Raw genomic sequence first — 16,675 nt, forward strand, 5'->3', positions numbered from 1 at the left:
GGGGCCGCTTCCTGCGGGTTTTTGAAGGTTAGTTGAGCCGGGTTTCAGTGCTGAAATAGAGGTTTACAAGACGTATCAAGATCCGATGGGCTGTCATTGCTTGCCTGAATTGGACCGTTGACTCTCGACCGGCATTGACGGATCATCCCGTTCGAGGACTGCAACTGCGCATTCGTCGGGACTGGGCACCAGCAAAAGCTCCCCCGCATTTTTGGCAGCAGAGAAAGCTGGTTTCTCTGAAGTAGTGACGACGGGCTAGCCTGTCGGATTCTGAACCCAAGGCCGTAAAGCCAGGAGCTAAAGAATCGCTGCGACTACTCCTCAAAAAATACTTGAAAGGCGTCCATCGGACGCCTTTTTTATTTCTGATTTGGTGGTGCTCGTGGTATCTGCCCCACTAACGTGCCATGTGCACGTTTTTGCGGGTACCAAGTCACCACGAAGTAACCAAATCCTGTGGCGCGCTCGTGTCGCGGTTCAAGAATCAGTGTTCCCATAGATGTCCTCAGTACCGCGACCCTGTTTCCACATCGCTGTTCTTTGAACTCACAATAGATTTGTGCTCCCGGGACGATCATTTTCGCAACAATCGCTGCTACCCCATCGGCAGTCTGGCAACCATGCTTGAGCAAATCGGCACTATGGGCTTCCCAAATGTGCACTACGCCAAAACCACTATTCGCTCGACGGTGAATACCTACACGCAGATAAATCTTCCCGCCTGGCAAGCCGAATTTTGGCATATCGGGGATCGTGCCAAAGATGTAACCACCATCTGGATGCTGAACCAGCGTGTTTTCTTTGAGCTTGAGCAAATGAGACAAGAGGGATCCAGAACCAGAGTGTCTGGCGATCAATGTGTATCGCCTGGAACTCGACGAATAGGATCGACCAGCGCAGGCGAAAGCCACCAGCCTAATCACAGCCAAGAACTCACGGAATCAGGCGCAGACGCTGATTTTTGTAGGGCCATGCCCTAATAGTTGTAGGACGCCGGCGAAAGGGTTTCGACGGTCTTGTATCGCGGAGTCGGATGCTCCAGGTTGGCCGTTCAATGCAGCTTCTGGAGGCGAAAAATGGACCGCAATGGTATGCGCCCGATTCATCCGGCGAGGTTCTGAATAAGGAATTCATGGAGCCGTTGGGCATGACCGTCATGGGTCTGGCCATGCCCACGAACTGGCCCGAAAGTGAGATCGAAAAGCTTGTGAAATGCCAGCTCAGGATCTGCGCCGATCTGGCAATCAGCCTTGCCACTCATCTCAACACTACGCCTGAGTTCTGGATGAATCTCCAATCGAATTACGATTTACGCAGGGCCCAGCTCCGGCATGCGGGTTTATAGCGATTGCAGCATCCGTGAAGCCCTTTTCCACCATGGCCCCGTCATTGGGCGCTTGGTTTGTTCCCGTTCCACCATCATCAACGGCACATCCTGCAACCGAATCCACGGCTGGTTATTCCAGTGCAACAAACTCAATGACATATCCGGCCAACTGAGCAGGCTCAGGTGTGGGCGTTCGCTTGTGGTGGGGTGTTGGGCGTCGCGCAGGGTGGGGATGACCTGGTGGGTGAGCCATTCGCGTAGCGCTCGGTATTCGGGGCAGTAGTGGTAGACGAGGAGGGCGTAGATGCCGGATTCGCTGATCAGCAGGGTGTTTTCGATCTGGTTGTGGATCAAGGTTTTGCGGGTTTGGTATTGGTCGGGGTCGAGTTTTCGCAGCATGCGTTCGTTGAGGTAGATGTGCAGCAGGCGGCTCAGGTCTCGGGCGCAGAACCAGGGTTGGTTCTGGATGAGGAGGGCGTGGAGGGGGAGTTTGTGGCGGGTGAAGATGTGCGGGGTCAGATAAGTCTCTTCTTGATTCATTGAGCAGTTCCTCTTGCTTAAGGGGCTGCCCTCAATCGTCGCCAAACGATTGGGTGGCAGTTGTACGCGGGTTGGCGAACCGGAGCAAAAGGAACCCGGCAGACCCGAAGGTCTCCCACGCACAACCGCCATGAAACGATGTGGCGGTAAATGTAGCCGCCATCATGGTTGTCGTGCGCCTTAAGCTGTCCAGGTCGCCAAACCCGGTGCTGAACATTCAGCATCGGGGTGAGCTTAGAAACCTGGGCTTTTCGGCGCAATCGGACGGCGGTGGTGCAGGTTGTAGGACGTTGCCGAGAGGATTGAAAGGCTGAAGATCAAAAGATCGCAGCCTTCGGCAGCTCCTACAGGGGGAGCGGATTATTCAGCGGGCGGTGTCAGCTTCGCTTCCATCTCGGCAACTTTCGCTTCGAGGCTCTCGAGGCGGGCACGAGTGCGGGCCAGTACAACCATCTGACTATCAAACTCTTCACGGCTCACCAAATCGAGTTTGCTGAACGCACTCTGCAGCAGCATCTTGAACTGGCTTTCGATTTCGGCTTTCGGCAGCGGGGTGTCGCCGCTGAACAGGCGGGAGGCGGTGCCGCTCAGGGCGTCGAGGAAGTCTTTGGGCGCGAGCATGGAATGTGTCCTGTAAACAGTGGCGGGCAGTGTATCACGCAGTGTCTATAGTCATTGACGCAGGCACGGATGCACGCTTTTCGCGCAGGCGGACGGACGGCAACGCACCGTTGTTGTGCGTAACCGTCGGGGCTTTTTTGCACGGGCGCCTGTGGCAGCGGCCAAGGGCTTGAAATCAGAGGAATTTGGCGAGATGGCAAGCTTTCTGCTTAGTCGGTAGTGACCCATGCACTGATGCAGTCGCTGTGACGAATGCAGTGCGGCAGGCGGGACGGGGAGTTTCGCCGGCAGCGGTTAGCTGGCGTCAGTCGGGCAGGTAAGGCCGACGATGCGTTACAAAGCCAGGCACTGCGCTTAGACTTGAGTCGGGTTTGTTTTCCTGGGGCAAGTCCACCAATTCGGGAGAGAGTTTCATGAAGCTAGTCACTGCCATCATCAAGCCGTTCAAGTTGGACGACGTGCGCGAGTCGCTGTCCGAAATCGGCGTGCAGGGCATTACCGTTACTGAAGTCAAAGGCTTCGGCCGGCAGAAGGGTCACACCGAGCTGTATCGCGGCGCGGAATATGTGGTCGATTTTCTGCCCAAGGTGAAAATCGACGTGGCCATCGACGACAAGGATCTGGATCGGGTGATCGAGGCGATCACCAAGGCGGCCAACACCGGCAAGATCGGTGACGGCAAGATCTTCGTGGTCAATCTGGAACAGGCGATCCGCATCCGTACCGGCGAAACCGATACCGACGCGATTTAAGCCGCCACAAACCCCAACGCCCCAGGAGAAAACAATATGACTCTGCGTAAATTCGCAGGGCTAGGAGCCCTGTTGTCCATCGTAATGCCCGGCCTTGCAATGGCGGCAGACGAAGTGGCGGCCCCGGTCCTCAATTCCGGCGACACCGCCTGGATGCTCACCTCGACAGCCCTCGTGCTGTTCATGACCATCCCGGGCCTGGCGCTGTTTTACGGCGGCATGGTTCGCTCGAAAAACATTCTTTCCGTGATGATGCAGTGCTTCGCCATTACCGGTCTGATCAGCATCCTGTGGGTCATTTATGGCTACAGCATTGCGTTCGACACCACCGGCATGGAGCAGGGCGTCGTCAACTTCAACTCGTTCTTCGGCGGCATGGGCAAGGCGTTCCTCGCCGGTGTCACGCCTTCGAGCCTGACCGGCCCTGCGGCGCTGTTCCCCGAGGCGGTGTTCATCACCTTCCAGATGACCTTCGCGATCATCACCCCGGCGCTGATTGTCGGTGCGTTCGCCGAGCGGATGAAATTCTCCGCGATGCTGATTTTCATGGGCATCTGGTTCACCCTCGTCTACGCACCGATTGCGCACATGGTCTGGTCCGGTAACGGCGGCCTGATGTGGGACTGGGGCGTACTCGACTTCGCGGGCGGCACCGTGGTGCACATCAACGCCGGTGTGGCCGGTCTGATTGCCTGCCTGGTATTGGGCAAGCGCAAAGGTTTCCCGACCACCCCGATGGCACCGCACAACCTCGGTTACACCCTGATGGGTGCAGCGATGTTGTGGGTTGGCTGGTTCGGCTTCAACGCCGGTTCGGCCGCAGCCGCCAACGGCACCGCCGGCATGGCGATGCTGGTCACTCAGATTGCAACCGCTGCAGCGGCTCTGGGCTGGATGTTCGCGGAGTGGATCACTCACGGCAAACCAAGCGCACTGGGCATTGCTTCGGGTGTGGTTGCCGGTCTGGTGGCGATCACTCCGGCTGCGGGCACCGTTGGCCCGATGGGCGCACTGGTGATCGGTCTGGCGGCAGGCGTGGTGTGCTTCTTCTGCGCCACCACGCTGAAACGCAAACTCGGCTATGACGACTCTCTGGACGCGTTCGGCGTACACGGTATCGGCGGTATCCTCGGTGCGATCCTCACCGGTGTATTCGCTGCACCGTCGCTGGGTGGCTTCGGCACCGTCACCGACATCGCCGCTCAAGTGTGGATTCAGTGCAAAGGTGTCGGCTTCACGGTGATCTACACCGCGATCGTCACCTTCATCATCCTCAAGGTCCTGGACGCCGTGATGGGGCTGCGCGTGACTGAGGAAGAAGAGTCGGTGGGTCTGGATCTGGCACAACACAACGAACGCGGCTACAACCTGTAAGTACGCGCATTAAAAAACTTGCCCGGTTCGCCGGGCATTTTTTTGTCTGGAATTTGTCATTGAAAGGAAGGCTGAAAGGATTTTTCGTACGGCTTTGGTCGTGTTTACGGCGGGCATTTTTCTGCGGCCAATCGCTTACATCATTGCAGGAATATTAGGGCCTTTGTTTTTTCCCAGAGCGCGCTAGAATGCGCCCCGAACGTGCGGAGAACTGTATGTGGCAACAGACTCTGATAACCCTGCGGGCACGGCCCCGGGGCTTTCATCTGGTAACGGACGAGTTACTCGCCGGCCTGCCTGAACTCAAGGCGTGCCGGGTCGGTCTGTTGCATTTGTGGCTGCAGCACACCTCGGCGTCGTTGACCATCAACGAGAACGCCGATCCGGCGGTCCGTCGCGACTTCGAACGATTTTTCAATCGTCTGATCCCACAAGGAACAGACGGCTATGAGCATAACGACGAAGGCCTGGACGACCTCCCGGCGCACTTCAAGGCCAGCGTACTTGGCTGTCAGATCAGTCTGCCGGTTTCGGCAGGGCGACTGGCACTGGGCACCTGGCAAGGTGTTTATCTGGGCGAGCACCGTGATCATGGCGGTGCCCGTAAAGTCCTCGCCACCCTGCACGGTGAAGGGGCGTAAACCGTTGGTCACCCGCGGTTACCGATTTTTTTCCGGCGACTTTCGACAGTCGCCAAAGCTGGTCTATAACTAATCTGCTTTTCGCAAGTCATGAGGTAGAACATGAGCGACGATGATCTGGAAAACGACGACCTCGAAGTAGGCGACGAAGACGAGGCCGAGGACGGTCTGGAAGCAGCAGCGGAAGACGTTGCTGAAGACGATGGCGGTGACGATACGCCGGCCCCGGCTGCCAAAGGCAAAGCCAAGGCTGCGGTGTCGGTCGACGAGTTGCCGAGCATCGAAGCCAAGAACAAGGAGCGCGACGCCCTGGCCAAGGCCATGGAAGAATTCCTTGCGCGCGGCGGCAAGGTGCAGGAAGTGGAGGCCAACGTGGTCGCCGATCCGCCCAAGAAGCCGGATAACAAGTACGGCAGCCGCCCTATCTGAGGCGTGCTACCTGCTTGCTGAAAAAGCCCGCCGTCGCTGCGGGCTTTTTCATGCCTGAAACAAAGAGGTCATGGATACACGCAACCCCCTGTGGGAGCGGGCTTGCTCGCGAAGGCGGTGTGTCATTCAAATTGTATGTCGACTGACACGGCCTCTTCGCGAGCAAGCCCGCTCCCACAGGGGATAGTGGATCAGTTCGAGAGGGCATTCCAGCGGGCGAGCACTGCTGGCAAATCGGTCAGGCTACGGATCTCGGCATCCGGAAGCCGCTCGGCTTCCCAGACCTTGCCCGTCGGGTTGAACCAGACCGCGCGCATGCCCGCTTGTTGCGCCCCGGCAATGTCATCGCCGGGATGATCGCCGATATGTACGGCGGTTTCGGCTGTGGCGCCACCACGCTGCAACGCCTCGTGAAACAGCCGCACATCCGGCTTGGCGATACCGATATCTTCGGCGCACAAGGCAAACTTGAAGTAATCCGCCAGGCCCAGCCGACGCACGTCGGCGTTGCCGTTGGTGACCACGCCGAGGGCGTAGTGGTTGGCGAGGATTTCCAGGGTCGGTTCGACCTCCGGGAACACCTCGATCTGATGCCGCGCATGCAGGAACACTTCAAAGCTTTTGTCGGCCAGATCCGAAGCTTCGCCGTGGGCGTACCCGGCTTCCTCCAGTGCGTGGAACAGCACGCGCCTGCGCAACGCACTGATGCGGTGCTTGAGGCCCGGCTCGCTGGCCAGCACCCGCTCGCGAATCGCCCACAAATGCTCCACCGGCACCGCGCCCAGATTCGGCGCATGTTCGCTCAGCCATTGGCGCAATACCGCTTCGGCGCTGACGATCACCGGGGCGGTGTCCCACAGGGTGTCGTCGAGGTCGAAGGTGATCAACTGGATGTTCATGAATCGTCGCCTTTGCTGCGTTTGGCCCGTGGGTGGGCGCTGTCGTAGACCGCCGCCAGGTGCTGGAAGTCCAGGTGGGTGTAGATCTGCGTGGTCTTGATGTCCGAGTGGCCGAGCAGTTCCTGCACCGCGCGCAGGTCCTGCGAGGATTCCAGCAAGTGGCTGGCAAAGGAATGCCGCAGCATGTGCGGGTGCAGGTTCTGCCCCAGTTCGCGCTCGCCGGCCAGTTTTACTCGCACCTGAATCGCCCGTGGGCCGAGGCGCCGACCTTGTTGGCTGACGAATACGGCGTCGTCGGCCGGGTTGGTCATGGCCCGCAGCGGCAGCCATTGCTCCAGTGCTCCGCGGGCCTTTTTGCCGACCGGCAGCAGGCGGGTCTTACTGCCCTTGCCGAGCACCTGAACCATGCCGTCGGCCAGATCCAGCTGATCGAGATTGAGCCCGGTCAGCTCGGACAGGCGCAGGCCCGAGGAATAGAACAATTCGAGAATCGCCTGATCGCGACGGGCGAGAAAGTCGTCCTCGACCGCGCCTTCAAGCAGTTGCAATGCGCGGTCGGTGTCGAGGGTTTTCGGCAGGCGCCGTTCGCCTTTCGGCGGCGCCAGACCGGTCGCCGGGTCGTGGTCGCACAGACCTTCGCGATTCAGATAGTGATAGAGCCCGCGCACCGCCGAGAGCAATCGGGCGAGACTGCGTGACGACTGACCCTGCGCATGCAGGCGGGCGATCAGGCTGCGCAGACGCTGAATATCCAGCGCCGCCCAACTGCCGATGTTCTGCTTGATGCACCAGCCGAGGACTTTATCGAGGTCGCGGCGATAGGCCGACAGGGTGTGCGGCGACACCTGTCGCTCACTGCGCAGGTGTTCGCAGTAAGCGTCCAGTTGTCGTTCCATGCTCAGCGTACCGAGCGCAGGGAGCTGTTGACCCGTGGCAGCACGCGGCCCATGACTTCGGCGATGTAGCTGAGGAACAGCGTGCCGACCGAACTCTTGTAGTGCTGTGGATCGCGGCTGGCGATTGCCAGAATGCCGTGAATGCCCTGATGACTGACCGCGACTACCGCGGTGGAGCCGATCTGCTTGCGCTGTTCTTCGCCGAACAGGAAGTCCAGCTCATGTTCTCGCAGAGTGCCGCTGACGCTCTTGCCTTCGGTGAGCAGCCCGCCGATCGCGGTTTGCGCGTCGGCATGAGTCACCCAGCGGCCAACCGGTGCCGGGTTGTCGCCGAGCAGGATCAGGCTGACAAAGGGCACCTGAAAGTCCTGGCGCAGGCTGTCTTCGACGCTGATCACCACGTCTTCCAGACTGGCCGCGTCCATCAGCGACAGAATCAGGCGACGGGTCTTGTCGAACAGCCGGTCATTGTCGCGGGCGACGTCCATCAACTGCGAGAGGCGATGACGCATCTCGATATTGCGGTCGCGCAGGATGCTCATCTGCCGCTCGACCAGCGAAACGGTATCACCGCGCTGGTGGGGAATGCGCATGGCGGGCAGCAGTTCTTCGTGCTCGACGAAGAAGTCCGGATGAGCCTCCAGGTATGCGGCAACCGCTGCCGCCTCCAGGCTCTCGGACGCGGATTCGTCGGACTGTCGGGCGGGTACCTGAGGCTTATCGGTCATGGCTTCTGCTCACTCAAAGACGCACTTGTCCTTCGTATACACGCACTGCCGGGCCGGTCATCAGCACCGGGTGGCCAGGGCCTGCCCATTCAATGGACAGACGCCCGCCGGGCAGGTCGATCAACAGCGGCGAATCCATCCACCCCTGGCTGATGGCCGCAACTGCAGCGGCACAAGCGCCGGTGCCGCAGGCCTGGGTTTCCCCGGCCCCGCGTTCCCAGACGCGCAACTGCGCGCGGTTGCGGTCGATGACCTGGATGAAACCGACGTTGACCCGCGCCGGGAAGCGCGGATGGTGTTCGATTTTCGGCCCCAGTTCATGCACCGGTGCATTGTTGATGTCCTGTACGCGCAGCACCGCATGGGGGTTGCCCATTGACACAGCGGCCAGTTCGACCGTGGTGCCGTCGACTTCCAGCTGATAGCTGCTGGCCTGCGCCGGTGCGTCGAACGGAATATCCGCCGGCACCAGACGCGGCGCGCCCATGTTCACCCCGATCTGGCCGTCGTTACGCACGTCCAGCTCGATGATGCCGCCCTTGGTCTCGACGCGAATCTGCCGCTTGGCGGTCAGGCGCTTGTCCAGAACGAAGCGGGCGAAGCAGCGTGCACCGTTGCCGCACTGTTCCACTTCCGAGCCATCGGAGTTGAAAATCCGGTAGCGGAAATCCACGTCCGGGTTGCTCGGCGCTTCGACGATCAGCAACTGGTCGAAACCGATACCGGTGTGCCGGTCGCCCCATTGCTTGGCGTGCTTGGGCTGAATATGCGCGTGCTGGCTGACCAGGTCGAGAACCATGAAGTCATTGCCCAGGCCGTGCATTTTGGTAAAACGCAGCAGCATGGGTTACTCCGGCAGCAGGCTTTCGCCGGCAAACAGCTCGGCCACGGTTTCGCGGCGGCGCACTTCAAAAACCTGATCACCGTCTACCAACACTTCAGCGGCACGGCCACGGGTGTTGTAGTTGGAACTCATCACGAAGCCGTAGGCACCGGCCGAATGCACGGCCAGCAGGTCGCCTTCCTCCAGCGCGAGCTCACGATCCTTGGCGAGGAAATCGCCGGTTTCGCAGATCGGGCCGACGATGTCGTATTTGCGCGCAGCGGAGTCACGCGGTTTGACCGCGGTGACGTCCATCCAGGCCTGATACAGCGCCGGGCGAATCAGGTCGTTCATCGCCGCGTCGACGATGGCGAAATCCTTGTGTTCGGTGTGCTTGAGGTACTCGACCTGGGTCAGCAGCACGCCGGCGTTGGCGACGATGAAGCGGCCCGGTTCGAACACCAGCGCCAGGTCACGACCGTTCAGACGCTCGCGCACAGCCTTGATGTAGTCGCCGGCCAGTGGCGGCTCTTCATCGCGATACCGCACGCCCAGGCCACCACCGAGATCGATGTGGCGCAGGTGGATGCCGCAATCGCCGAGGCGGTCGACCAGATCCAGCAGACGGTCGAGGGCATCGAGGAACGGCGGCAAAGTGGTCAGTTGCGAGCCGATGTGGCAGTCGACACCGATCACTTCCAGGTTCGGCAGGTGCGCGGCACGCACGTACACGTCTTCGGCGTCGGCAATGGCGATGCCGAACTTGTTCTCTTTGAGACCGGTGGAAATGTACGGGTGGGTGCCGGCGTCGACGTCCGGGTTCACGCGCAGCGAGACCGGTGCGCGAACACCCAGCTCGGCAGCCACGACTTGCAGGCGCTCGAGTTCGTCGGTGGATTCGACGTTGAAGCAGTGCACGCCGACTTCCAGCGCGCGACGCATGTCGTCACGGGTCTTGCCGACGCCGGAGAACACGATCTTGTCGGCGCTGCCGCCAGCGGCCAGTACACGTTCCAGCTCGCCACGGGAAACGATGTCGAAACCGGCGCCGAGACGGGCCAGGACATTCAGCACGCCAAGGTTGGAGTTGGCCTTGACTGCGTAGCAGACCAGGTGCGGCATGCCGGCCAGCGCATCGGCGTAGGCCAGATACTGGGCTTCGATGTGCGCGCGCGAATAAACATAGGTGGGCGTGCCGAAGCGGTCGGCGATGGCGGACAGCGCCACACCTTCCGCGAACAGCTCCCCGCCACGGTAGTTAAAAGCGTCCATGGCGATCCCTTATTGGTAAACGTCGTGCTTGTGTGCTTTGGACGGCTGCTTCTGCGAAGACTGGGCTTGCTCGGCCGGGTCCTGATCGTCATCCGGCAGGTACAGCGGGCCTTTTTGACCACAGGCCGAAACGAGGCAGGCAACCGCGACGAGCGCAGCAAGGGAAGAGATCAGGCGCTTCATGGCGAAATCCTTGAAAATGCGTTAATTGCGCCGGAGTATACCGGCCACCCGGCAGCTTGCCTATGCGAGGGGGTTCCCGTCCGGCGGGGCTCTGTGAATACACACAAACCCCTGTGGGAGCGGGCTTGCCCGCGAAGGCGTCGGTCCAGTCGAGAAAAATGCTGGATGTGCCGGCCCCTTCGCGAGCAAGCCCGCTCCCACAAGTGTTGTGTTGGATGTGCCGGCAGGTGCTTGGTCGTTAATCTTTGCAATCGGCCGGCAGCGTCCGTATCTTGCGGCGCTTGAGCCTGATCAGACATTTTTTGAGGTTGCCACAATGAGTTTGTCCGAAGCGCGTTTCCATGATCTGGTCGATGAAACCCAGGAAAAACTGGAAGACATCTTTGATGAAAGCGACCTGGATATCGACCTGGAGAGCTCGGCCGGTGTGCTGACTGTGAAGTTTGAAAACGGCTCGCAACTGATCTTCAGTCGTCAGGAACCCCTGCGTCAGCTGTGGCTGGCGGCGGTGTCCGGCGGTTTCCACTTCGACTACGACGAAGAGAGCGAGCGCTGGATGTGCGACAAGAGCGAAGAGCAATTGGGCGAAATGCTCGAACGCATCGTCAAGCAGCAGGCCGGCGTCGAATTTGACTTCGAAGGTCTGTGATTTCGTGACTGATAGCGCATCTGTTCGTCCGCCAAAGCCGCTTTACAGCAACATCAGCCCGGCCGTGCCTTCGCCGTGCAGCGGCGTGTGCCGGCTGGATGAACAGAAGGTTTGTCTCGGCTGCTTCCGCCATGTCGAGGATATTCGCGAATGGCGCTCGGCAGACGATCAACGCCGCCGGATCATCTGCCAGCAGGCTGCCGCACGAAAAGCCCTGACTTGACTCGACCTTGTGGTGAGGGGATTTATCCCCGATAGACTGCGCAGCAGTCTCAGAAGCTTGGGGCCGCTGCGCGACCCATCGGGGATAAATCCCCTCGCCACAGGTGTTCTTGCCAGATCAAAAGTGGGTGACTTGTATATTTTTTGAGCTGTGATAGTGTCCGAACACGCCTCAACCCATCGAGGCATGGTGAAAACCCCGTCTTTTTTGGCGGGGTTTTGCTTTTTTTGTGTGCAGAAGAAAGGAGTCTGCCCGGATCATGACCGCACCTTCCATCACTCTTACCCGTCTGGACGTGCAACGTCTGGAGCGCTTGATCGACAACCTGAATGAGAAAGACCAGGCTGCGCCGGGCGTGATCGCGCTGCAAACCGAACTGGACCGCGCCGATACACTGGTCGGCCACGATGAAGTGCCCGCCGATGTCGTGACGATGAATTCCCGTGTGCACTGCCGCGAAGAGGGCAGTGGCAAGGACTATCACCTGACATTGGTCTATCCCAAGGACGCTAACGCCGACGAAGGCAAGATCTCGATCCTCGCACCGGTCGGCAGCGCGCTACTGGGCCTGAAGGTTGGTCAGCACATCGACTGGCCGGCTCCAGGTGGCAAAACCCTGAAACTGATTTTGCTCGAGGTCGAATCGCAACCGATCAAGGGTGGAGATTTTCCGGAGTAACCCGCCTCAGACCTGTTCGAGCGCCTCGTTCAGGGCGCGCTCCAGGTCGGCCTTGTAGCGCAGATACAAATTGCTTGAACTCTGACCATCACCGAGCAGGCCCGAGAGGTCCAGGTCGGTGATGTAGCAGCGATAGCGCTCGGTCTCGCGGCGCTGCTCGACGATCTCCCGGGCGACCACGTGGAACAGCTGGTCGCCATATTCCAGCTCGCTGAATTCCCGTTGATTGCAATACAAGGTGACCTGCACCTCGCCCGGTGCGGCTTTGCCGACGATCGCCTGCACGTCGTAGAACGGTTTGTTGACCGGTGTCTGCGGCGCCGGTCGTGGTTCGACCCGGCGCGCCCGCCCGGGGCCGGAAGGCAATAGCTGGTAATACAAGGTGTCGAGGCCGACCGCCGGGCTGCCATCCATCGGCAACAGCGCTTCGCGTCGGTACTGGATCGATTGCAGGAAGCGCTGCAGCGGTACCAGCAGGCTCTGTTCATCGTGATACGGCAGATGCTGTTGCCACAGCGCGTTGAACTCATCCAGCACGTACAGCTCGGCCTGTTGTTCGCTGATCCGGTAGAACACCTGAATCGATTCCGGCTGACCCATCGGCAGGATCAACGCGAGGTCGTGATCCTCCAGCGCCATCGGGTCCAGGTGCAGCGGGCTGTAGCGCGGCTGTTCTTCGCCCAGATAATCGAGCAGCGCCGGCAGTGTGGCGAGTGCGACATGGTTGACCTGGCCCGGCACCAGCTCCAGCACGTGATAGTGCTGTTGCACCTGAATCAGGTAGCGGTGATTGAGCTCGCTGAGCAGCAGGGTCTGCGCGGTGTCGATGACTTCTTCCACGCGCCGGGCAATGAACTGCGCGCGGTTGTGGCAGAAGCAGCGCACCTTCAATGACGGCTGCTGCGCGCCGCGCGGCAGATTGTTGAGGTAGTCGCGCAGGCAATCGAGCAGCGCGTGGGGGCCGTCGAAACGGTTGACCAGCACTTCATTCCAGCTGTTGAGTGTGACCTGATCGAGGGTCAGCACAAGGTTTTCGCGCACCCCGGCGTAACTCAGTGAGTCGGTGCGCTCGGTGGTCATCAGGATATTCAGGTCGCGGTGATGCTTGAGCGGATCGATACCGACGTTGACCAGCATCAGCACTTCGCTCGGCACCGCAGCGCGCAGCAGTCGTTCTTCGGCAACGGTCGGCAGGGGCAGGGCGATGCACTGCTGCAGGCTGCCGAGCAGGTTGAACAACTCGAACTCGCTCATATCGCTAGTGCCGGGGTGCAGCGCCAGGCGCGTACTGCTATCGATTACGCCGTTGCGATGGCACCAGGTCAGCAGTTCGAGCAACTCGCGGCTGCGCTTGATCGGCGCGAAGTGCTCCCACTCCAGCGCGTTCAGGCTACCGTTGTACAAACCCCACTGGGTTTGCCCGGGCTCTTTTTTGTTCGGCGATTGCACCAGCGTCAGGGTGTCTTCGGCCAGATCCGGGGCGATGCCGGGATTGATGAATTCGACCTTGTCGGCCTTGCGCTCGAACGCGGCGTACAGGCGACGACCGAGCACGTTCAGGTCGCGCTTGTTGATCAGGCTGACGGTCTGTTCGCTGCGGGCGAACTGGGTCAGGAAGCGGTAGCTGTAATTCAGCTCATTGACCAGGGCGCGGCGTTCGGCGCTGACCTGGCGGACTTTCCACTGGCTGCGGCTGTCGAGCAAGGCCAGTTGCCGCTGATCCCAATGCCATTCGTGCGCCAGGCGCTCCAGCAGCGAACGCTGCCAGCTTTGGGTGCGGCTGTTGCCGGTGAGCTTGCGGTTGACCTTGAGGTACAGCGCGCGCCGCACCAGCTCCAGACGCTCCGGCTCGTTGCGGGCGCAGAGGTATTCCTCGATGCGTCGGTACACCACCATGTACGGATCCAGCTCATCCAGATCCAGCTGATTGGCGAACACGGCCTGCTTGTAGCGCAGGCTCAGACACTGCACTTGCGGGTGTTCGCTGGCGTAGACCTCGGTCAGCAACAGCTTTAGCACTGACTTGTAGGGCGACTCGATGCCCTTGAACAACTGCCACAGGCCGGCACCGATGAACTCGCCCGGCGGAATTGTCGCCAGATGCCCGAGATCAAGCGTCTCGTCGGCGCGAATGAAACGCTTGGACAGCAGAGTGTGGGTGTACAGGTCGTAAGCGCGTTCTTCGTAGACCGGCACCAGCCACCAGATCGGTGTGCGCCCGGCCAGCCAGATCGCGGTGCGATAAAACTCGTCCAGCAACAGATAGTGCTGCGTGCTGCCGCAGTTTTCGGAGCTGAGCTGGGTGTCGCGTTCGCCTTTGACGAAGCGTACCGGGTCGATCAGAAAGAAGTGCGCCTCGGCGCCTTGGGTCGCGGCCCAGGCTTCGAGGAGCTGGCATTTTTTGCGCAGCTCGGCGAGTTCGTTGTCGCTCAGGTCCGGTGCGTGGCAAACCCACACGTCCATGTCGCTCTGATCGGCCTGGGCCAGGGTGCCGAGGCTGCCCATCAGAAACAGTCCGTGAATCGGCCGAGGCGGGTTGCTGCCATGGCGCGGCTTGTAGGAGAACGAACGGGTCAGGCGCTGCGCTTCGGTGAGGGCGCTGGCGTCCGGTTCATAGTTGGACAGCCCGGCTGGGGTGCTGCCGGAAACATAGCCCGGCAACAGCGGGTGATTGACGTGGAAGAACAGTGGCAGCAGGGTCAGTACGCCTTGCTGGCGGCTCGACAGACCTTCGAGCGCCCGGCCAAGGCGACCCTCATTGAGCTTGAGAAAGCGCGCGCGCAGCTGGCTGAGCACCTTGCGGTCGATGCCTTCGTCCAGGTCGGGGCGGATTTCATGGGTGCGCGTCATGTCAGCTCAAACCGGCTCGCAGGCTCGGACGAAGAGGGTCTCGGAATGGGAGGCAGTTTAGCCTTTGCGCAGCTGGACTTTTAAGCTGAATTTGTTTTTGACGTCAGATTTTTAGCGATGAGCGATCAAGCGGGCCCGCGGAAATCCCGTGGCAGGAGTTCCCGTGGGCGAAGACGGGAAAAATCAGGCGGTTGCCTGCTCTCTCAGAATGGTCAGCACGGTTTGCACATTTTGCGCGGCATCGCGACCCAGGCTGGTCAGATACCCGCCATCAGGCTGGTCGGTGAGTTCTTTCTCGAAGAGGCGTTTGGCGGCGGCGATATGTTTCGGGGCAGCGGTCTGATGAATTTTCAAACCTTCCTGGGAACTGTCCAGGTTGAAGAGTGCGAGGACTTCCAGTTCGGCAACCAACTCAGGGGTAAGCGACATAAGGACTCCAGACTTTCTAGGAATTGGACGACAGCGCCCCTAAGGTGAACCCGCTTGTGCGGCATGTCCAGTGCTCAGATCAGGGATTTTGTCTTGAGGCGAATTCCAGTGTAGTAGGGGCCGGAGAGATGGCTGGATGGATACGTTACAAACCTTGTGGGAGCGGGCTTGCTCGCGAAGGCGTTGGGTCAGTCGCCCTGTTCGTCGATTGATCCACCGTCTTCGCGAGCAAGCCCGCTCCCACAGGGGAATTGTGCAGTTACTGTTTTTCGGGTGGCAGCTCAGGCAATGCACGCAGCGCGGTTTCATACCACTCGGTATTGAACGCGCGGTCTTCGTCGAGCATCGCGTCGATTTCGTAGGCCAGCACGTGGGCCATCAGATTCAGGATGTCATCACGCTCGTAACCGACCAGCGTCAGCTTGTTGAAGGTTGCCTTGGACGCTGGAGGGTTGTCGCTTTCGATCTGGTTCTCGATCGCTTCGATCAGCGTCGATTCGGTGAACTCTTCTTCATCATTGTCGATGTCAGTCGGCTCGCTCATGGCAGGCTCCTCAAGGAAAGGCGCCAGTTTACCCGCATTCAGCGGCGTGATGCTGCTGGCGGGATCGAGCCCGGCGATCTATAAACAGTGACTGCCCACCCCGCACGGCCTGGAGGCTATGTGATGTTCAAGCTCTACGGATTCGCTGTCAGCAACTACTACAACATGGTCAAGCTGGCGCTGCTGGAAAAGGGCCTGGCGTTCGAAGAAGTCACCTTCTACCCGACGCCGACGCCTGAATCATTGGCGATCAGTCCACGCGGCAAAGTGCCGGTGCTGGGCGTCGAGGCGGGTTTCATCAACGAAACCGCGATCATCCTTGAATACCTCGAGCAGACCCAGAAGGGCACGCCGCTGCTGCCGAGCGATCCATTCGAGCGGGCGCAGGTGCTGGCGATCGCCAAGGAAATCGAGCTGTACATCGAACTGCCGGGCCGCGCCTGCTATGGCGAAGCGTTCTTCGGCTTGCCGGTGCCGGAGGCGATCAAGGAGAAAACCAAAGCCGAGCTGTTGCTCGGTTTCGCGGCGCTGGGCCGCCACGGCAAATTCGCCCCGTACGTGGCGGGCGACAGTTTGAGCATCGCGGATTTGTATTTCCTGTACAGCGTGCCGCTGGCATGTGCGGTCGGGCAGAAACTGTTCGGGATCGATTTGCTGGCAGAGATGCCGAAAGCCAAGGCGCTGTTGGAGCGGCTTGAGCAGAATCCGCATGTGCGGAAGATTGCGGCGGACAAAGAATTGGCGATGCCGGCGTTTTTGGCGATGATCGCAGCGAAGAAGTAGATCTTGCAGTGTTCTGAAGTCAGCATTCGCGAG

Annotated in this window: 21 protein-coding genes; 9 read left to right on the plus strand and 12 right to left on the minus strand. The window is 60.1% G+C overall.

Annotated features, from left to right (window positions below):
- Positions 1–359 precede the first annotated feature (359 nt).
- Positions 360–824 carry a hypothetical protein gene (locus tag VLA07_RS10460; RefSeq protein ID WP_073470953.1) on the minus strand — a complete coding sequence of 155 codons (465 nt, stop codon included), beginning with the start codon at positions 822–824 and terminating at the stop codon, positions 360–362.
- Positions 825–1,054: 230 nt separating this feature from the next.
- On the opposite strand from VLA07_RS10460, the gene VLA07_RS10465 reads away from it, so the two are divergent.
- A complete protein-coding gene (locus VLA07_RS10465) occupies positions 1,055–1,345 on the plus strand; it encodes a HigA family addiction module antitoxin (RefSeq protein WP_247267216.1) in 291 nt (96 codons plus the stop codon).
- On the opposite strand, the gene VLA07_RS10470 is transcribed toward VLA07_RS10465, so the two are convergent.
- Together VLA07_RS10470 and VLA07_RS10475 are read right to left on the minus strand one after the other, a co-directional pair.
- Positions 1,340–1,867, minus strand: a complete 528-nt coding sequence (locus VLA07_RS10470) for a BRO-N domain-containing protein (RefSeq protein ID WP_247267217.1) — start codon at positions 1,865–1,867, stop codon at positions 1,340–1,342. The two genes, VLA07_RS10465 and VLA07_RS10470, sit on opposite strands and share 6 nt — an antisense overlap.
- A 360-nt stretch (positions 1,868–2,227) precedes the next feature.
- A complete protein-coding gene (locus VLA07_RS10475) occupies positions 2,228–2,488 on the minus strand; it encodes an accessory factor UbiK family protein (protein ID WP_007920416.1) in 261 nt (86 codons plus the stop codon).
- A 413-nt stretch (positions 2,489–2,901) separates the two neighbouring features.
- On the opposite strand from VLA07_RS10475, the gene glnK reads away from it, so the two are divergent.
- The 4 genes from glnK (at position 2,902) to sutA (ending at position 5,684) form a co-directional block, all read left to right on the plus strand.
- Positions 2,902–3,240, plus strand: coding sequence for a P-II family nitrogen regulator (gene glnK / locus VLA07_RS10480; protein WP_002555808.1), 339 nt, complete (start codon positions 2,902–2,904; stop codon positions 3,238–3,240).
- Between the two features lie 36 nt (positions 3,241–3,276).
- Positions 3,277–4,614 (plus strand): ammonium transporter, encoded by a 1,338-nt coding sequence (locus VLA07_RS10485; protein ID WP_027610437.1) that lies wholly within the window; start codon positions 3,277–3,279, stop codon positions 4,612–4,614.
- 215 nt (positions 4,615–4,829) lie between these two features.
- The gene (locus VLA07_RS10490; protein WP_003229414.1) at positions 4,830–5,255 is read left to right on the plus strand and encodes a secondary thiamine-phosphate synthase enzyme YjbQ; all 426 of its coding nucleotides are present in this window, start codon (positions 4,830–4,832) and stop codon (positions 5,253–5,255) included.
- A 102-nt stretch (positions 5,256–5,357) separates the two neighbouring features.
- The gene (sutA, locus tag VLA07_RS10495; protein ID WP_007951900.1) at positions 5,358–5,684 is read left to right on the plus strand and encodes a transcriptional regulator SutA; all 327 of its coding nucleotides are present in this window, start codon (positions 5,358–5,360) and stop codon (positions 5,682–5,684) included.
- 191 nt (positions 5,685–5,875) lie between these two features.
- On the opposite strand, the gene VLA07_RS10500 is transcribed toward sutA, so the two are convergent.
- The 6 genes from VLA07_RS10500 to lptM are packed head-to-tail and all read right to left on the minus strand — an operon-like array spanning position 5,876 to position 10,485.
- Positions 5,876–6,583, minus strand: coding sequence for an HAD family hydrolase (locus VLA07_RS10500; protein ID WP_333989200.1), 708 nt, complete (start codon positions 6,581–6,583; stop codon positions 5,876–5,878).
- Positions 6,580–7,479, minus strand: coding sequence for a tyrosine recombinase XerC (gene xerC / locus VLA07_RS10505; RefSeq protein WP_333989201.1), 900 nt, complete (start codon positions 7,477–7,479; stop codon positions 6,580–6,582). The genes VLA07_RS10500 and xerC overlap by 4 nt, the downstream gene beginning before the upstream one ends.
- Positions 7,480–7,481: 2 nt before the next feature.
- Complete coding sequence (locus tag VLA07_RS10510; protein ID WP_097089519.1) at positions 7,482–8,207, minus strand: DUF484 family protein; 726 nt, start codon at positions 8,205–8,207, stop codon at positions 7,482–7,484.
- Between the two features lie 13 nt (positions 8,208–8,220).
- A complete protein-coding gene (gene dapF, locus VLA07_RS10515; protein ID WP_027610441.1) occupies positions 8,221–9,051 on the minus strand; it encodes a diaminopimelate epimerase in 831 nt (276 codons plus the stop codon).
- A 3-nt stretch (positions 9,052–9,054) separates the two neighbouring features.
- Positions 9,055–10,302 carry a diaminopimelate decarboxylase gene (lysA, locus tag VLA07_RS10520; protein WP_027610442.1) on the minus strand — a complete coding sequence of 416 codons (1,248 nt, stop codon included), beginning with the start codon at positions 10,300–10,302 and terminating at the stop codon, positions 9,055–9,057.
- 9 nt (positions 10,303–10,311) lie between these two features.
- Complete coding sequence (gene lptM / locus VLA07_RS10525; RefSeq protein WP_007911098.1) at positions 10,312–10,485, minus strand: LPS translocon maturation chaperone LptM; 174 nt, start codon at positions 10,483–10,485, stop codon at positions 10,312–10,314.
- A gap of 316 nt (positions 10,486–10,801) precedes the next feature.
- Here lptM and cyaY point away from each other — a divergent pair, with 316 nt between their 5' ends.
- The 3 genes from cyaY (at position 10,802) to rnk (ending at position 12,036) form a co-directional block, all read left to right on the plus strand.
- Positions 10,802–11,134: an iron donor protein CyaY gene (gene cyaY, locus VLA07_RS10530; protein WP_047596732.1), complete on the plus strand. Its 333-nt coding sequence runs from the start codon at positions 10,802–10,804 to the stop codon at positions 11,132–11,134.
- 4 nt (positions 11,135–11,138) lie between these two features.
- The gene (locus tag VLA07_RS10535) at positions 11,139–11,357 is read left to right on the plus strand and encodes a DUF1289 domain-containing protein (RefSeq protein ID WP_096796106.1); all 219 of its coding nucleotides are present in this window, start codon (positions 11,139–11,141) and stop codon (positions 11,355–11,357) included.
- Between the two features lie 259 nt (positions 11,358–11,616).
- Positions 11,617–12,036, plus strand: coding sequence for a nucleoside diphosphate kinase regulator (gene rnk, locus VLA07_RS10540; RefSeq protein ID WP_115988639.1), 420 nt, complete (start codon positions 11,617–11,619; stop codon positions 12,034–12,036).
- Positions 12,037–12,042: 6 nt separating this feature from the next.
- Here rnk and VLA07_RS10545 read toward each other — a convergent pair whose 3' ends face one another.
- The 3 genes from VLA07_RS10545 to VLA07_RS10555 all read right to left on the minus strand — a co-directional run bounded on the left by VLA07_RS10545 (position 12,043) and on the right by VLA07_RS10555 (position 15,859).
- Positions 12,043–14,886, minus strand: coding sequence for a class I adenylate cyclase (locus VLA07_RS10545; protein WP_247267220.1), 2,844 nt, complete (start codon positions 14,884–14,886; stop codon positions 12,043–12,045).
- 183 nt (positions 14,887–15,069) lie between these two features.
- Positions 15,070–15,315 (minus strand): TIGR02647 family protein, encoded by a 246-nt coding sequence (locus VLA07_RS10550; protein WP_007964531.1) that lies wholly within the window; start codon positions 15,313–15,315, stop codon positions 15,070–15,072.
- Between the two features lie 259 nt (positions 15,316–15,574).
- Entirely contained in the window at positions 15,575–15,859 is a 285-nt protein-coding gene (locus VLA07_RS10555) for a hypothetical protein (RefSeq protein ID WP_247267221.1), read from the minus strand.
- Positions 15,860–15,982: 123 nt separating this feature from the next.
- Here VLA07_RS10555 and VLA07_RS10560 point away from each other — a divergent pair, with 123 nt between their 5' ends.
- Positions 15,983–16,642: a glutathione S-transferase family protein gene (locus tag VLA07_RS10560; RefSeq protein WP_247267222.1), complete on the plus strand. Its 660-nt coding sequence runs from the start codon at positions 15,983–15,985 to the stop codon at positions 16,640–16,642.
- Positions 16,643–16,675 lie beyond the last annotated feature (33 nt).

Origin of the sequence: Pseudomonas sp. S3(2024) (genome assembly GCF_036861315.1) — a bacterium.
Classification (GTDB): Bacteria; Pseudomonadota; Gammaproteobacteria; order Pseudomonadales; family Pseudomonadaceae; genus Aquipseudomonas; species Aquipseudomonas putida_A.

What these genes read in the sequence shown, in the direction of transcription:
- VLA07_RS10465 (WP_247267216.1), top strand. Translation starts at nt 1,055, where the DNA reads ATGCAGCTTCTGGAGGCGAAAAATGGACCGCAATGGTATGCGCCCGAT.
- VLA07_RS10470 (WP_247267217.1), bottom strand. Translation starts at nt 1,867, where the DNA reads ATGAATCAAGAAGAGACTTATCTGACCCCGCACATCTTCACCCGCCAC.
- VLA07_RS10475 (WP_007920416.1), bottom strand. Translation starts at nt 2,488, where the DNA reads ATGCTCGCGCCCAAAGACTTCCTCGACGCCCTGAGCGGCACCGCCTCC.
- glnK (WP_002555808.1), top strand. Translation starts at nt 2,902, where the DNA reads ATGAAGCTAGTCACTGCCATCATCAAGCCGTTCAAGTTGGACGACGTG.
- VLA07_RS10485 (WP_027610437.1), top strand. Translation starts at nt 3,277, where the DNA reads ATGACTCTGCGTAAATTCGCAGGGCTAGGAGCCCTGTTGTCCATCGTA.
- VLA07_RS10490 (WP_003229414.1), top strand. Translation starts at nt 4,830, where the DNA reads ATGTGGCAACAGACTCTGATAACCCTGCGGGCACGGCCCCGGGGCTTT.
- sutA (WP_007951900.1), top strand. Translation starts at nt 5,358, where the DNA reads ATGAGCGACGATGATCTGGAAAACGACGACCTCGAAGTAGGCGACGAA.
- VLA07_RS10500 (WP_333989200.1), bottom strand. Translation starts at nt 6,583, where the DNA reads ATGAACATCCAGTTGATCACCTTCGACCTCGACGACACCCTGTGGGAC.
- xerC (WP_333989201.1), bottom strand. Translation starts at nt 7,479, where the DNA reads ATGGAACGACAACTGGACGCTTACTGCGAACACCTGCGCAGTGAGCGA.
- VLA07_RS10510 (WP_097089519.1), bottom strand. Translation starts at nt 8,207, where the DNA reads ATGACCGATAAGCCTCAGGTACCCGCCCGACAGTCCGACGAATCCGCG.
- dapF (WP_027610441.1), bottom strand. Translation starts at nt 9,051, where the DNA reads ATGCTGCTGCGTTTTACCAAAATGCACGGCCTGGGCAATGACTTCATG.
- lysA (WP_027610442.1), bottom strand. Translation starts at nt 10,302, where the DNA reads ATGGACGCTTTTAACTACCGTGGCGGGGAGCTGTTCGCGGAAGGTGTG.
- lptM (WP_007911098.1), bottom strand. Translation starts at nt 10,485, where the DNA reads ATGAAGCGCCTGATCTCTTCCCTTGCTGCGCTCGTCGCGGTTGCCTGC.
- cyaY (WP_047596732.1), top strand. Translation starts at nt 10,802, where the DNA reads ATGAGTTTGTCCGAAGCGCGTTTCCATGATCTGGTCGATGAAACCCAG.
- rnk (WP_115988639.1), top strand. Translation starts at nt 11,617, where the DNA reads ATGACCGCACCTTCCATCACTCTTACCCGTCTGGACGTGCAACGTCTG.
- VLA07_RS10545 (WP_247267220.1), bottom strand. Translation starts at nt 14,886, where the DNA reads ATGACGCGCACCCATGAAATCCGCCCCGACCTGGACGAAGGCATCGAC.
- VLA07_RS10550 (WP_007964531.1), bottom strand. Translation starts at nt 15,315, where the DNA reads ATGTCGCTTACCCCTGAGTTGGTTGCCGAACTGGAAGTCCTCGCACTC.
- VLA07_RS10555 (WP_247267221.1), bottom strand. Translation starts at nt 15,859, where the DNA reads ATGAGCGAGCCGACTGACATCGACAATGATGAAGAAGAGTTCACCGAA.
- VLA07_RS10560 (WP_247267222.1), top strand. Translation starts at nt 15,983, where the DNA reads ATGTTCAAGCTCTACGGATTCGCTGTCAGCAACTACTACAACATGGTC.